Raw genomic sequence first — 15,262 nt, forward strand, 5'->3', positions numbered from 1 at the left:
TGCATGTTTTTTGGGACAATAGCAACTACAAGTGACAACATAGGCAGATTTATATTCTTATGGTATTTTCAGTAGTTCCCCCAAAAAACTTAATTCTGAGGGGTGCAACTAGTTGAAGAAAAGTTCTTTCCAACGGTTCTTGTAAAGTTCAGCTGGTTGTAGAGAAAATATGTGCGTCTAGTTGGCTAAAAACAAATTCGCGTTTTTGTTCTTGATCTCGGTTCCAACTAAACGGAGAGGCAATATATAGTACCAACCCATATAAAGCATTGTTGCTATGATAGTTATATCCAAATACATTATTAGTTAATCTCCGTTCCCATCTGACAAGTCTACATGATTTTTTTACCCTGGCAACGAAGAAAACTCCTATTTGACGAATCTTATATAACATATTGAAGTTTCTTTAATATCTGTACTTTGCGACAGCAATAGCTGAGTAATGGCTTTCATGATGGGAAAGTGGGTACAACATGTCTACTGAAAATATTACTGAATCCAATCCATTGATTAAATTACCAGCCATACATTTGCATATGTCGAAAAAAATGCAAATTAAATAATTATACCTTTATAATTTATTAAATATCAACAGTATATATATAAGAGCCTTTTAAGACCTTGATTTCGCCAATGGGTTAAGCTATTTTACTTTTCAATTTTGATGGAAGGTTAATTAAACCAAGTAAAAGAAATAATAGATGAATATTATAAATCTTTATCTGAAAGAACTTACCGGCTTCGAATTGAAATATAATAATGAAGGTAAAAAAATTCCCTACTTGAATATTTCATGTATTATAATATGGGAAACTCCCCGATGAGCATAGCTGACAAGATTCTGCTCAGAAAAAGAGCATTGATTGAGACGGTCAATGACGAATTGAAGAACATTGCACAGATAGACACTTCAGACATCGTTCTTTCTGTAATTTTATTGCCAATTCATTGTTAACTATCGTAGCATACTGCTTTTTTGAGAAGCAACCCGCTATTGATGTAAAATTCATCAATAACAAGCAACTCACTATTTTCTAATTTTATTTCACGTTAATTTAGCTAAAAAATCGACAGACCTAACTTTTTTGGTTATCTTTGTGTCAGGTATAGTTCAAACTTTAACAATATCGTAAACTAAAATGGACACAGGTTCCATAAATGTAGATAGGGTAAAAGTTGCTGTATATAATCGAATTAAATTTGAACTTCCAATAATTATTAGGGAAGCAATTGACACGGCTTTCGGCAATTACTGGAATGATGTTATAGGTTTTGGCAATTATGTAAGTTTTGAAGAAACTGTAAATTATATAGACCATCAATTTAAAAAAAGAAGATTATGTTTTCGTATGGTAAGTTGGAACATATTGTCAACATTATATATGACTATATTGAAATGGCTGGTGGCTTTTTGGACGAAGGCACATTTTCCATTCCACGTGCACCACTACCCGATGAATATTTATAACTAAAATAATATGTTGAATAAGGCTTTAGATATTGCTTACAAGGCTCATTGGGGTCAGACAGACAAAGCTGGCACTCCTTACAAACTTCACCCTACAAGGGTGGCATTACATTGCCAAACAGAAGATGAAAAGATTGTGGCATTGTTACACGATGTGGTAGAAGATACCTCTATGACATTGGAAGAATTAAAAGCACAAGGGTTTAGTAATGAAGTGTTGGCTGCTTTAAAGTGTCTGACCCAAATAGAAGATGAGGACTACCAAACATTCATCCAACGTGTAGCAACCAATCCACTTGCCGTAAAAGTCAAAATACAAGATTTGAAAGACAATATGGATTTGTCCCGTTTGGATGGTAAGCCACATTGGAAAATGGAAACATATAAAAAAGCATTGGACTACCTCGAACAGTGCTCAAATAAGAAAGTTCTATATGTAGACATGGATAATGTGTTGGTAAACTTCCAATCTGGCATAGACGCTTTAAGTGAGAAGCTAAAAAAACAATACGCGGGGTGCTATGATAGAGTCCCTAATATATTTTCCAAAATGCAACCCAATGAAGGGGCAATAGATGCTATAAATTGTTTAAAGAACAAATATGACATTTACATATTATCAACAGCTCCATGGGACAACCCAAGTGCATGGTCTGATAAATTGGAATGGGTAAAACGTTATTTGGGTGAAGTATGCTATAAGCGTTTAATCTTGTCGCATCATAAAAACTTAAATGCAGGTGATTACTTAATAGATGATAGGAAGAAGAATGGTGCTGCTAATTTTAAAGGCAAGCTTATATTATTCGGTTCTGAACAGTTTCCAAATTGGAAGTCTGTAGCAAAGTATTTATTGTAACAAAAAATAAGAGCCTTAAGATAACTGAACATTTCCCACATGGTTTCTATTCTATTCATCCAAGCCTTCCGAATAATGGTGTATAATGGCTATGGTTACATCTCTTATCAATAGTGTTCACTGCATTCCGGAAGACTTTTATTTTTTGTAGAGTGAGAAAGAAAGCCTGACCCGAGTATAAAGCTTATGAAACGCTATCTTCACAGACAATGAGGCTCTTCAAGCTGTCTTCAATCTAATTACCTTACAATATCTGTAAAGATAAGGCAACCGAATGAGATAAGCAAATACTCATCCGACCATCACTGGCAGAACGGGCGTGAAATACTACTCAAACACATTGTATCCATATATTGAGATGAAAAACTGATGGATATGTACAATACATAAGGGCGGTCAGTTAATATGAAACAGTTTATTTCACGGAGAAACACCAACCCAGACCGCCCTTTGATACAAATTCTAAAACTATGCCTAAAGTTTCCCACCCCAATAAAGAGGGGTGGGAAGTAACAGTAATTCAAATTTTCTTCGCAAATTAGAGGTATCCAATCAACTGATTTAGGCTCAGTAGATTTTTAGCAGGGATACGCATATAGTTTAGCAATGCGGAAAAGGAAGAACCTTTTGTCAGCTATGCCTCTTAGGTTTGCTCTGAATAGTTTAATTTTAGCATTGAAAGAGTCTGCCATTGCATTTGAAGAGCGATGGTTGTAGAAATTCATAGTGTTCATAAAAAGTAGCAGCAATGACGTTAAAGGAATGTATCCCTGCTTCTTCCACTTTACTATACCACCCTGCCATAGCTAGACGTGCAGCATCCTTTATGGTATTCTTTGAGAATACCATTCTCAAGGAATGGCACAAACCATACGTCTTTTTAATGTCAGGGTATTCTTCGAATAGTATTGCCGCCCTTTGTTTCTGCCTCTCTGTCCATTTATCAGCTGATTTGAAAAGTAAATACCGCGAGCGTATAAGCAATTCCCTACGAGTATCACCATTGGAATATTGGTATGGGACATAATCTTCGTTCTTCTGTTTAGCTTCCTCCATTTCCTCATTGACCTGCTGTATGGCATCCCAACGGTATTTGATGCGTAATTCCTGCACGGCATCATAAGCTAATTTCTGAATGTGAAAACGGTCTATAACACGGCTGGATTTAGGAAATGCAGTCCGTACAATCTTGCGCATGAAGTCTGAAAGGTCAAGTGTCACTTCTTTAACGGCATAACGACTTTCTTCGTCAATTCGCTGAAGCAAAGCTATTACATCCTCTGATTTGGTACCTGCCACAACTGCTACAAGAGAACACTCCCTTGTACAGACATCGCGATTTGTCACAAAGGTGTAAAGTTCACCGTTTGAGAGCGATGTTTCGTCAATTGCCAGACGCGGTCCCATATTCTCAGGAAACAGCATCTATTCATCGGCATGAGATAACTGTTCCCAATTACGATATCCGCTGAGGGCCTCCTTGTACTGTTTTTCGAATGTATGACCATCTATATGATAGAATTCCTCAAGCGTACGGCAGGTCACTGGGGATGTCTCCATACGTTTCTTTTAAAAAAGCCCCAAATTCTTTGGAGTATCTGGTTCCCTTGGCCACAACGCCGAGGTAGATGGGAATGCTGAAACTTTTACCTGTGCGCAAGTCCGTCCAACGCCGACATCTGATCTTGAGGATTACCTTATGGTCCCGCATAGGAAAGTCCGTCACATTCACAGCTTCCATAAAACCTTTGGACTCAAAATGTACGTCATTGCTTAACTTGGGATTCATCTTTTCATCCAGACTGATATGAATCTCTTGAGAGGTTTGTTCGACTCCAGAGATGAAAAAGTAATCTAATATCTGAGCCGGCAACACGAGGCTGGCTAGCATGTTCAAATAATCGTTTTTCATAATGCGAAGTAAGCAATACTTCATGAGTATAAAAAATAATCCCCACTAAAAATCTACTGAGCCCTGATTTACAATGGGAAATAAGAATACTGTTATAGATGCAGAAATAGCTAATTTGAACGAACTTACCAAGGCTTTGTTTTATCCGTTAAAAGACAAGCCCAAGAACAACTTTTAGTCATCATGCAGGCGTGGAGCATCGGTAAAATCGTTCGTAATCTCAAGTTTGAAAAGGTTCAAGGCTATACTTTGACTTCCCTCTTCATCACGTTCGTCATCGTGCGCTTGTGAGGAAAAACGATTGCCAGTGCAACCTCCAATCATTTTCAGGGACTTTGCACTGTTTCCAAGAACATGTTATACCGCACGCTATTGAACGCTCGCATCGACTGGCGGATATTCCTTACCAAAATCACCCTGCGCTTCCATACCATCTTTCAGGAGCATCAGGTAGATACTGACGAAAATGACACTTGTGCCATCCTTGATGATACGGCCTTTCAAAAGAGCGGTGTCCGAATCGAAGCTGTCAGCAAGGTGTTCGGCCATGTCACCCACAGTTTCATTTATGGAATAAAATGCCTAACGCTCGCCCTCTCTGACGGAAAAAGCTGCTATCCCATAGACTTTTCCCTTCATCGGGAAAAAGGGAAGAATAAGAATTCCGGTTTGACTCTAAAGCAGCGGAAGGAGCAGTTCAAGGAAAAGCGGAACATAAAAAATCCGGACTATGCACGCAAGGTGGAATGTAATGAGAGCAAGCTCGAAATGGCCAAGCGAATGCTTCGTCATTCAGTTAAACATGGCATTAACTCCAAGTATGTGCTTGCTGACAGTTGGTTTACATGCGAATCGTACATTCATACTGTACGTGAGTTATGTGGCGGCGCGATACACTATATCGGTTTAGCCACGATGAATCCTAAGTTGCGTTATCAGACAAATAAGTCCAAACGTCCCCAGAACATCCATGAATTGATTTAAGGTATGAACGCACTGCTTTCTGCTATTGCAGAAAGTACAAGTGCAAATACATTCAGCTTCATGTAAAGATGGACGAAGAACCCGTACGCATCTTCATCATCAAATACGGACGAAGCACCCATCGGAAAGTGCTACTCACAACAGACACCTCCATGCACTCCGTCAGGGCCTTTGAACTGTATGAAAGACGTTGGGGCATAGAGGTCATATTCAAGGAATGCCGTGGATATTTAGGTATTTGAAAAAATAGAATTTATGGAGAAAATTTCAATGGCTTTTGGTTCTACAATACCGAGGTTATTCAATTACCATCCAAAGAAAATATAAACGAACCCCATGCCAATATCTACCCTTCCTGGCCGTGCGAAATGATTCAACCCGAACAAAGATCTGAGCAAAAACCGAAACCTTGAGAAAAAGAAGCAATTCCCTTACCACACCACATAACAGCCAAACGGGACACATACCACAAAGGTACATGTCCCGTTTTTAATTGTAACAATTGTAACGTAACGGCTGGTAGCGGCAAAGAAACTGATCAGAAATAAACCCCAAAAGGTGTGTCACAATGACAACATAACACACCTTTTATTGATTAATACATCTGATTATTTTTCTGTATAGCGTCGTATGATAGCTCCGCCCATTGGTTGGATGGGTCTGTTATCCCACAGATCACCGAAGACATTCATTGAGTGAACTGTTCCATTATAAGAAGAACGAGTTTGAAGTTGCGGCTTCTCTCCATTTTTTATCCACGTCAAAGCAATGTAGCCTAACTGGTCTTCCATCGTACCAAATTCACCCGGGTAAATGGCAGAATCATCAATTTCAACATCGGGAACAAATCCTGATGCATAATCTCCAAAACCTTTAGCATTTTTAATGTAGAAGCTGACAGGGTATAGATAAAAGTCATAGTTATAGAAACTACGTACCACACCTTCCATACCTACATTCTTTCCATTCGTTCTTTGACCGATAAGATTAACTTCTAAACCTAATCCACGGAGACCATTGATTACCATTTCACTGGCAGAAGCCGTTGTCTGACTAGTCAAAACATAGACAGTTTTTAGTCCCACAGCATGTTGAAGTGCTATTTCCAACGGTTCATAAACGCGTTCTACAGTTTCCTTGACACCAATTTTATAATCTCCTCCTTCCCCTGCATTGGTACGGTCTTCGTTAAATTGAGTATGTGCATATACCTGACCTTTATAATCAGCACCGACAATTAGGGTACCCATCATAGCACTAGAAAGCACATCACCACCATTATTATAACGTAAGTCAAGGATTAAATCAGTGACATGCTGCTGGCGGAAATATTCAAAGGCGGCCATCAAATCTTCATCAAAGTTTATATTGAATCCCATATAGAGTAAATAACCTACTTTTTTACCGGTACCTTCCATTTCTACTACCTTATGCTGATAGATAGCCGGATCTATAAAGGTTGCTGAGCCCAACTGCAAAGTGCCTTTCGGCATGAGTATGGGCGTAGACCCATTGTCCTCCCATTTTACACGATTCACAGTAACGCTCACATTACCATTATATATAAGTTCTCCCAACGCTTTATAATTAGCATCAGTAACAGCTGTACCGTCTACTTCAGTAATAAAGTCTCCGCGTACTAAACCTATCTGATCTGCCGGAGTACCTGGAGTAACCGCCATAACGGCATATCCGATAAAGTCTGCACCAAGACGAGTGGCTTGGAGCAAATATACACCTGAACCATATTGCTCTTGGCCTACTACCCGGGTGGTAGGAGCATCGCTTTTTAAGGTAGAATAATAATACATACGTTTTTTACCTTCCCAAAAACCATCATCGTGGTTGATCTCATCTTGGTCAGATACCCCGTCTAATATACTTTGGAAGAATTGATCGTAGTTGATACTGTAGTCCAAGAACAGATTATCAATCGGACGATTCCACAAATAATTCTGCTTCATATAAGCGGCTACCCATTCATTAACAGTACGGTACTTTCCATCACCTTGTTCTATGGAGCCCTCTTTTTGTTTGACGTTAAATGAAACAGAATTAGCAAAACCTGATACTTGAAGGGTTATGGTCGCTACACGGGCTGCCGTTTCTTCGTTTTTTTCTATAGTTAATCGCAGTAAAGATTCTCCCGCTACACCCGACGGAGTCTTCACAACGCACCATTCAGCAGAACTACTGGCTGTCCATTCAGCCTCTGCCATAAATTCAAAATCTATAGTTTCCCCTTCTATAATGGCTTCATTTTCATTTTCCCATAAAGCCTCTGAGACTCCTGTGCCTTGAATCAATTCATCATCGTCACTGCATGATGTCATAGTAAAAGTTAGCATGAGCATAACTATCAGCACCCTGTTAAATATCTTTTTCATGACTAATCTATTTTTAGTTATTTATATCTTTGTTCTACGGCCATTCTACGTTTATCTGCCATAGAAATATTATCTAATGTCAATACAACGTGCTGCGGCACCATAATGTGATCTACAGTTTTTGTGGTAGGCATTACAGCTCCTTGATTAGTATCACGTGTTAAGATGATTTCATCTGAGGCTGCAAAAGTCATATCACCCCACCATTGGCTTGAACCTGCCAGAACACCAGGATAATATTCAAACGAATTATCAACAGCTTTCTTGATAGTTATGGTAAGGTCATCGCTTACTTCTATCGGAAAACTTAGGGTCATATCAGTGAATTGATCACTGTTAGGACGTTTAGCAAATCCATGAAAATATATTTCGTGCCCGTTGAACTTTGCCATAGCATAATCCAGTTCACCATTTACAGGAGCACTTGTTGAAATGGCATTGCCTTTATTAAATTCGATAAACCATTTGGGACCATAATTGGCATCAGCTTCGTCTTGAGATGATGCCCATCCGTTGGCTAACAAAGTTTCCGGAGAGGCATACTCTACACCACTCGGAGCAAATCCTAATACAACCAGACGATTCTTATCATGATATGCCTTTTCGGTAGTTTCGTTTACCCCTGTGGCTATAACAACAGGGAAGGTTACATTCTGGCCCGTAACATCTTTAGTAGTAGCAGTATATTTCCCAGGAAGTTTAGCCCGGACTCCATTACCATCATACTGAGGCAATGTGGCTGTTGTAAAGTCGTGTACTACAGAAACACCTACGCCTTCTTCATTGGCGGCATAGATGCCAAATTCATATTCGGTATTTTGCGACAAATTGTCACTGCTTTCGAGCAGTAAACCTTCTGCTGTCATAGCTGCCGCTACTTGTTCTGGCGTCAACGATGAACCATTATTGGCTATGACATCGCCAGCAGTCAAAGATTCATTACCCGGACGGCTAAGTACTTCATTAATAGATCCTCTCGGGAAGATTCCAGCTACCATGGAAACGGTATGAGTAGTCTTGATGCGGAAAGCAGCCTTGTTCCAGGGTGTTTCTACCGATTCCGGCGTTGCGCTCAGTTCCGGCAGCGGACCTATAGGCTCACCGGTTCTAAAATCATACAGCAGTAATTTTTCACGGTTGTCTTTATCAAATCCTACAATTCCTACCTGATAATCAGTATTCGGCTTTAATCCCTTTGCATTGACCACGATGGATCCTATGCCTTCGTTGCTTGTTTCACTCCAAGGTCCTATAATCATACGGCGTACAGAAGCTTCGCCTTCAAATGACATATAGTCAAATTCGGCTTTTGTATTTACATGATATCGGAAACGTTCGATACCAGCTTCTGGTATAATATTAATATCTGCTGTCATAGAAGTTATGTTCTTGACCATGACTTCTATGTTGTAAGGAGCCTTCCCCGCTTTTTTTGTTTTAAAGACCAGAGTCTTTACAGCCTTTTCATCAACCGTTCCTTCTTCGTTGAGTTCACCGGCAATCACGATAAACTCCATATCTGAATAAATATCTTGGCGGAATCCCGAAGCATCAAGAAATGTAGTATCAAATAAGTAAGTTTTATCTTCAGTGGCTTCTGTCCCAAAAGCATTAACGTAGGAAGTGGGAGTACCACCTACTAAGTTGATGATATAATCAAAATCTGATTTAGAAAGACAGACATGTTTGTATTTAGCAGCACCTTCTGGCTTCATGATATGATAGGAAAATGAAGTGGTTCCTACGCTTTCCAACGAAATCATGCCACTATATGGTTTATGGGTATCTATGGGCTGAGAAAGAATTTCACTATAAACGAAAGGATTAATGGTTCTGACAGCTGCATAAAGCATATAGTTAGAGTCGCCTGTTAAATCAGTAAGAGTAATTTTGGCCGTTTGGGAATCCTTTTCAAATATACCTGCTGTGCCCTCTTTGAAGAGCGTCTTTGCATCTGCTATTTTTTCTGCATCAGGTAATATTACATAGGCATAATCCGTTGCATCGCTTGACGAAATGGAAAAGGATGCGGTAGTTCTGGTTACATCACTGACCTCGAGATTTATTGAGGGAGGGATTGAAGTAACTACTTTACTTTCGTCATCGTCACTGCATCCCAGTAAACCCATCAAGGACATAAGTACAAATCCGACCATGCCCCCAAAATAATAAGATGTGCGCATAATTAAAAAAAATCTATTAAAAACATAAAAAAAACAATATCATTACAACGGATAATAAATGATAAATCGGCACGGCACCGGCTGCTCTTCTTTCAACCAGCCTGTGACAGATATTCAGTATAATTTCTGTAGCACTCATATTTTAGTAATTCAATAATGCAAAGATATATAATTTTAGACAATAAAAGCAAAAGAAGGTGGGAAAGTTGTCAACTATGTCTGAAAATTAGGATATTCAGACGAGACATACAAATGATATCCTCAAAAATCATACAAAAAACTCCCATCCTATCATCACTGACCAGACGAGAGATTGGATTTATTATTGGGGATATGTTATCATGGCTAAACAAAGGTAAGGGATATGTCAGGCTTCCGGTTATGCTGGCGTGATAAAAACAGCCTGCTATGGGATACCCTCCACAAAATCCTTCAGCCAATATAACCGGATGATGACTAAATTGTATAAAGGGTTGGGATAATATAAGTTCCCAATTATATACTTTAATGCACTAATAACACAAAATAAAAACCGCACCCAAATTCAAACTTAGATGCGGTTTTTATTTATCTATATTCAACTTATACTATCTTATATCACAATTTCATTATATAAACCAAAGTATAGTTACAGTATCATTACCGCCAGTATCACCAACATTAAATGTACTTCCACCGCATATAAACTTTCCAATTAAATTAGTGACCCATCACATAATGCCCATCCATTTGGTATAGAACTACCTTTAAAGGCTATAATCATACCTGATACAAATCGGGCAAATACGTCTTCTATATCAGCTTTTGTAGGACATTCATTTGACGCCAAATCATTCCATGCCATATTATACCTCCTTTCTCAAAAACAATTCAACACTGTGGGTGGTTTTCGTCACTAAATTAAATGAGGGCAGAAATATTAGGGAACTTTCTTTATACATATAAATCTATATTTTAGTATTGATTTATAATATGTCACTACTGTCCACTAAAAATGGACAAGGTTAAAAATTAAATAAATTCGGTTCACTTGAATCATATTGGTCTTTGGCATTTTTGAAATTCGATTTGTCGAACAAGTCACTAAGATGTGTTTTGTCAGTTAGAGAGATTCCGAGAATTTGGAGAACTTCATAGGCGCTGCGTTCTAATTTCATATCGTGTTGTACTATTGCTACTAAGCAGTAAGTAATTATCTCACAATAGATTTGTATGAATACTGCGTTTTCTGATGTTTCCCAAAACTTCTTAATCCTCAGGTGTTGTTTTATCCATTTGAAGAATAGTTCAACACTCCATCTGTTTCGATAAAGTGTAATAGTCAAGACTTGTTCTGACATTTGTTTTACTATCGGACAAAAAAACTGTCAGATGTTTGTTGCGAAGTTACACAAGTTTCATCATCCTCACAACCGAATGAGATTTTATCCTGCTCATTCGGTTTTATCATTTCCTGATTTTGCAGTTGATACTTTCTTGCCACAGCGATTCCTTCGATAAAAGTTTGCATGGGCGTTTTCCCGAAACAGTACTTTCCAGAGTGTGTTCTTTGGGTATTGTAGGAGTTCATCCACATATCAAGGTCTGCTTGCAGCTGTTCGATAGAGGTATAGATTTTCTTTCTGAATGCAATAGCATAGAACTCATTCTGCACGGTTCTGTTAAATCGCTCACATATACCGTTTGTCTGAGGGCTTTTCGCCTTAATCTTAGAATGATCAATGTCTTCCACAGCCAAATACAATTCATACTCATGATTTTCTCTGTTTCCGCAGTATTCTGTTCCTCTATCTGTTAGCATACGCATCAGTTTCAAGTCATGCTGCTCGAAAAAAGGAATAACCCTATCGTTAAGCATATCGGCAGCAACAAGCGCATTCTTTCTGTCATACAACTTGGCAAATCCGATTTTGGAGTAAGTATCAATGACGGTCTGCTGATAAATGTGTCCCACACCTTTGATATATCCTACATAATAAGTGTCTTGGGCAAGTAGAAAACCGGGATAATAAGTTTCTATCTCTCCATGAGCCTGCTTTTCTTCTTTTGCTTTTTCCAATGCCGCCACTTGGTTCTCATCAAGGATAATGCCCTCTTGTTCCACTTTGGCTGACAATGCTTTCAGGCGTTTCTGGAAGGTCTCCATATCGTGCCGTAGCCAAATGGAACGCACTCCGCCCGGCGAAATAAGAATACCTTTCTTACGTAGCTCATTGGATACACGGACTTGCCCCAATGCAGGATTGTCTATCGCCATCTGTACGACTGCCTGCTCGATGTGTTCTTCCACACGGTTCTTTATGACAGGCTTACGGCGAGAAATCTCCTGCAAGGCGACTTCACCGCCTTGTTCATACAACTCTTTGAAACGATAAAAACTGTCACGACTGTAGCCCATAACCTTACAAGCACGTGATACGTTTCCTAACTGTTGGGAGAGTTCAAGCAATCCCAGTTTGTTCTTGATGACCTTTTCTGATGTTGTCATAACTTAATCTGTTTTCTGTTACAAATTTATTCTTTTTATACGTAACTGTCAGATTAAGTCTTGACTAATTCAGATAAAGCGATGATACTAACTCCGCAGATGCGTCAAGATTGTTCGTCAGGAAGATGTATCGTGTACCGTCTTCAGGATTCTCAATGATGAGTTTTCTAAGTTTCTCGGGGTAATCCTTAGAACTTTTATAAACCGTAAAGCATCCGATTACATTTACACAAAATATTTTATAGTGCCGACGCTCAGTTCGCTGGTTCTTCATCAGTTCCTGCTCACCTAGAAATGATAGGATTCCTCGGCATTGGTAACAACCCGATAGTAGGATGTACAGTGGCTTGTGCAGTTGACGTAGCTCAGGCTTTAAGTAGATAATCATCTGATACACAGATTACGACAAAGATCTCTCCTTAGGGAAGGCTCTTCTTGTTTTAACAGACTTCCACGCTATCCTTGCTCTACTCACCTATACCCATCATCCTTTAGCATCATCACCTTATCAATTGTGACGATGCCCTATATTATACTCTATAAATTGCCACATTATCGCTAATTCTGTGACATACTTGTGACGGGGTATCTATACCGTCACAACAAAGTAAAACATTCATAAGTCACTATTGTATCAACTCATATCAAAATCATATTAAACACCTCCTATCTTATATTATTAATGGCATGTAATGAAATTACTTCAATCATACAACTTTATTTACTTTACACCTCTACCTTCAAATTCAAGAACATTTAGTTTACATTAGTTTCCCTTCTGCAATATGGTTAACTTCGTATCAGATTAATTCAATTATCAATTATCAAACTGCCTGTTGTTCTTGAGGTTTCCAAATACGGCTTCCACATCCTGCAGTCGCTGATTGCGATATTTAAGGCCTTCCGGCGATATGAACTTTTCACGTTCTATTTCCTTGATTTTTCTCAGACGGTGATTCACCTGTACTATCCTTTCCGAGCGGCTTCTGTGACACCGGCATCTTAACGGGCAGCCCTTACAGTTAGATACCCTGTATCTTGGTCTACACAAAACCGTTGCCTGTTATCCACCTTGCATCGGAGAGTCTTTCCATTCTCTGTCCCATCGGACAATACATGCCGTCGGTTTCTTCATTATAATAAAAGTAACTTCAGAAACGGATTGTTTCTGAAGTTACTTTTCTGTTCTTTATGAAAATAATTGTACTTTACGAAGCATGCAATGCCATGTCTGAAAGCATACAGATAGTTCTCTTCACTTCCGTATCCGGCATCACAGACAGATACGTCAAGATATCTGCCATAAAGGGAGAGGATAGGTGGAAGTATCACCCACACACTGATGGAGAGTTATAGCCCAAAATGAACTGGTTATTGGTACTGATCTGGGAATTATATCCGGAGTTGAATTGTCCGTTCCTCATATGCTCCTCTTTCATGCGCATGAAAGTGGCGTCATTGTCTGTCTTTGAGTAGCTGTCACGTCCATCAAGTAGTTTTCCCTATGATTCATATTTTTTGAATTGTTCAGGCCATGACTTCCTTAGACGTCTTACCTTTGCTTTCATTTTCCTGTCAGCATCCCCCGTTCAGGGTATCATCTATCTGCACGAGTGCCTTTTCCACTTTCTTCGGGGTGATATCCTGATATGTGACCGGAGCGGAATCACGCAGTTCCTGTTTGGTGACGGAGCCCCAGACGAACCCGAACTGGATCATTTTGGGGAATAAAATCGCCTAAATATGGAGGCAAAAGCAGATTATCGTTGGAGGTGTAACTTTTAAACATTATCCTTGGGATATCTTGACTTGATTCCCTAAGATACGAAAAATTAGGGACACGGGCAAGTTTTGGCTGAGAGAAGTTAGGGCTTGTCCGATTTTTTTGCAGACACAAAAAAGGCCATCTCAAACTCATTTTGAGACAGCCTTTTTTTCTATCTACCCACAATCGCCACCTTTATCACCCCCTCCAGCCTATTCTCAAAAATACGGTAGGCTTCATCAATTTCCTCTAATGGGAAACGATGTGTGATAAGTGGTGTGGTATCTATCTGTCCCGCCGCTATCAGGCGCAGTATCTCGGCACAATCGCACCCATCCACACCACCGGTCTTGAAGACAAGATTCTTACCATACATCTCCGGCAAGGGCAATAACTGAGGCTGGTCATAAAGCGCCACAATGGTGACAATGGCATTGGGACGGGCACACTCCCATGCCAAGCGGAAAGTATCTTCCGTGCCGGCAACTTCAAGTACGACATCTGCCCCACCATGGTCGCTATGCTTCCTCACAAAGTCTTTGCAGTTTTCCGGCCCAATGACCAGCACCTCCGGATAATGCTCGCGGACAAAACGGATTCTTTCGGCCGACTGCTCGCAGACAATAATGCGACTGGGCTTCTTCAGCATGGAACAAAGCAGGGTACAAATACCCGTCGGCCCGGCACCGATGATGAGTACAGTGTCTTCCTCGGTTATTTCGGAGATACGGGCGGCCCAGAAGCCGGTGGCCAACACATCGCCTACCAAGAGCGCCTGCTCGTCACTTACCGTATCGGGAATACGATTCAGCCCCTGGTCGGCATAGGGCACACGTACATATTCCGCCTGGCCGCCATCGATACGGCACCCCAAAGCCCAACCGCCATTGGGATCGGTACAGTTATTCACATATCCGCGACGGCAAAAGAAACATTTACCACAAAAAGTCTCCACATTCACAGTCACACGGTCGCCGGGCTTTACCGACTCAACGTCGGCACCCACCTGCTCTACGATGCCCACCATTTCGTGTCCTACCGTAATTCCGGGTACAGCGCGCGGTACGCTTCCATGCTTTATATGCAAGTCACTGGTGCATATGCTACCCAATGTCACCCGCACAATAGCATCGCGTGCATCCTCCAATACTGGTATCGGTTTCTCAAGCAATCCAAACTTTCCGTGTTCAATATAAGTATATGCCAACATAATATA

General features: G+C 40.0%; 13 protein-coding genes and 4 pseudogenes. 6 read left to right on the forward strand and 11 right to left on the reverse strand.

Features of this window, described 5'->3' with window-relative positions; all coding sequences use genetic code 11:
• Window positions 1–802: 802 nt before the first annotated feature.
• Together EYA81_RS03350 and EYA81_RS03355 are read left to right on the forward strand one after the other, a co-directional pair.
• Window positions 803–1,038: pseudogene (locus EYA81_RS03350) on the forward strand (transposase); the annotation flags it as partial.
• A gap of 440 nt (window positions 1,039–1,478) precedes the next feature.
• Window positions 1,479–2,327, forward strand: a complete 849-nt coding sequence (locus EYA81_RS03355; protein ID WP_131225363.1) for an HD domain-containing protein — start codon at window positions 1,479–1,481, stop codon at window positions 2,325–2,327.
• Window positions 2,328–2,905: 578 nt separating this feature from the next.
• Here EYA81_RS03355 and EYA81_RS19425 read toward each other — a convergent pair.
• From EYA81_RS19425 to EYA81_RS19145, 3 genes and pseudogenes are all read right to left on the reverse strand, one after another.
• Window positions 2,906–3,887 (reverse strand): annotated as a pseudogene (locus EYA81_RS19425) (transposase).
• On the reverse strand, window positions 3,853–4,239 hold the full coding sequence (locus EYA81_RS03365; RefSeq protein WP_117601685.1) for a hypothetical protein: 387 nt from the start codon (window positions 4,237–4,239) through the stop codon (window positions 3,853–3,855). Before EYA81_RS03365 ends, EYA81_RS19425 begins: the two are co-directional and overlap by 35 nt.
• 174 nt (window positions 4,240–4,413) lie before the next feature.
• Window positions 4,414–4,563 carry a hypothetical protein gene (locus tag EYA81_RS19145; RefSeq protein WP_165491353.1) on the reverse strand — a complete coding sequence of 50 codons (150 nt, stop codon included), beginning with the start codon at window positions 4,561–4,563 and terminating at the stop codon, window positions 4,414–4,416.
• A 30-nt stretch (window positions 4,564–4,593) separates the two neighbouring features.
• Between EYA81_RS19145 and EYA81_RS03370 the strand changes: the two genes are divergently transcribed.
• Both EYA81_RS03370 and EYA81_RS19150 read left to right on the forward strand, forming a co-directional pair.
• Window positions 4,594–5,223, forward strand: a complete 630-nt coding sequence (locus EYA81_RS03370) for a transposase (RefSeq protein ID WP_117601684.1) — start codon at window positions 4,594–4,596, stop codon at window positions 5,221–5,223.
• Window positions 5,224–5,291: 68 nt separating this feature from the next.
• Entirely contained in the window at window positions 5,292–5,465 is a 174-nt protein-coding gene (locus EYA81_RS19150) for a hypothetical protein (RefSeq protein WP_165491354.1), read from the forward strand.
• A gap of 366 nt (window positions 5,466–5,831) precedes the next feature.
• Here EYA81_RS19150 and EYA81_RS03375 read toward each other — a convergent pair whose 3' ends face one another.
• From EYA81_RS03375 to EYA81_RS03395, 5 genes and pseudogenes are all read right to left on the reverse strand, one after another.
• Complete coding sequence (locus EYA81_RS03375; RefSeq protein ID WP_117601683.1) at window positions 5,832–7,610, reverse strand: S41 family peptidase; 1,779 nt, start codon at window positions 7,608–7,610, stop codon at window positions 5,832–5,834.
• Between the two features lie 17 nt (window positions 7,611–7,627).
• Window positions 7,628–9,766 (reverse strand): hypothetical protein, encoded by a 2,139-nt coding sequence (locus EYA81_RS03380; RefSeq protein WP_129644039.1) that lies wholly within the window; start codon window positions 9,764–9,766, stop codon window positions 7,628–7,630.
• A gap of 721 nt (window positions 9,767–10,487) precedes the next feature.
• Window positions 10,488–10,637 (reverse strand): phage tail protein, encoded by a 150-nt coding sequence (locus EYA81_RS19880; protein ID WP_117601680.1) that lies wholly within the window; start codon window positions 10,635–10,637, stop codon window positions 10,488–10,490.
• Between the two features lie 160 nt (window positions 10,638–10,797).
• Window positions 10,798–11,106: pseudogene (locus EYA81_RS03390) on the reverse strand (transposase); the annotation flags it as partial.
• 35 nt (window positions 11,107–11,141) lie between these two features.
• Window positions 11,142–12,281 carry an IS481 family transposase gene (locus EYA81_RS03395; RefSeq protein ID WP_094582489.1) on the reverse strand — a complete coding sequence of 380 codons (1,140 nt, stop codon included), beginning with the start codon at window positions 12,279–12,281 and terminating at the stop codon, window positions 11,142–11,144.
• A 246-nt stretch (window positions 12,282–12,527) separates the two neighbouring features.
• Here EYA81_RS03395 and EYA81_RS03405 point away from each other — a divergent pair.
• Window positions 12,528–12,665, forward strand: a pseudogene (locus EYA81_RS03405) (GGGtGRT protein); the annotation flags it as partial.
• Between the two features lie 433 nt (window positions 12,666–13,098).
• On the opposite strand, the gene EYA81_RS19430 reads toward EYA81_RS03405, so the two are convergent.
• Window positions 13,099–13,332: a transposase gene (locus tag EYA81_RS19430; protein WP_227186275.1), complete on the reverse strand. Its 234-nt coding sequence runs from the start codon at window positions 13,330–13,332 to the stop codon at window positions 13,099–13,101.
• 140 nt (window positions 13,333–13,472) lie between these two features.
• On the opposite strand from EYA81_RS19430, the gene EYA81_RS19435 reads away from it, so the two are divergent.
• A complete protein-coding gene (locus EYA81_RS19435; protein ID WP_227186277.1) occupies window positions 13,473–13,637 on the forward strand; it encodes a hypothetical protein in 165 nt (54 codons plus the stop codon).
• Between the two features lie 219 nt (window positions 13,638–13,856).
• Here EYA81_RS19435 and EYA81_RS19440 read toward each other — a convergent pair whose 3' ends face one another.
• Together EYA81_RS19440 and EYA81_RS03415 are read right to left on the reverse strand one after the other, a co-directional pair.
• Window positions 13,857–14,000: a hypothetical protein gene (locus tag EYA81_RS19440; protein ID WP_226791205.1), complete on the reverse strand. Its 144-nt coding sequence runs from the start codon at window positions 13,998–14,000 to the stop codon at window positions 13,857–13,859.
• Window positions 14,001–14,218: 218 nt separating this feature from the next.
• The gene (locus tag EYA81_RS03415) at window positions 14,219–15,256 is read right to left on the reverse strand and encodes an alcohol dehydrogenase (protein WP_117601679.1); all 1,038 of its coding nucleotides are present in this window, start codon (window positions 15,254–15,256) and stop codon (window positions 14,219–14,221) included.
• Window positions 15,257–15,262 lie beyond the last annotated feature (6 nt).

It is taken from the genome of Bacteroides sp. A1C1 (assembly GCF_004328515.1).
Classification (GTDB): Bacteria; Bacteroidota; Bacteroidia; order Bacteroidales; family Bacteroidaceae; genus Bacteroides; species Bacteroides uniformis.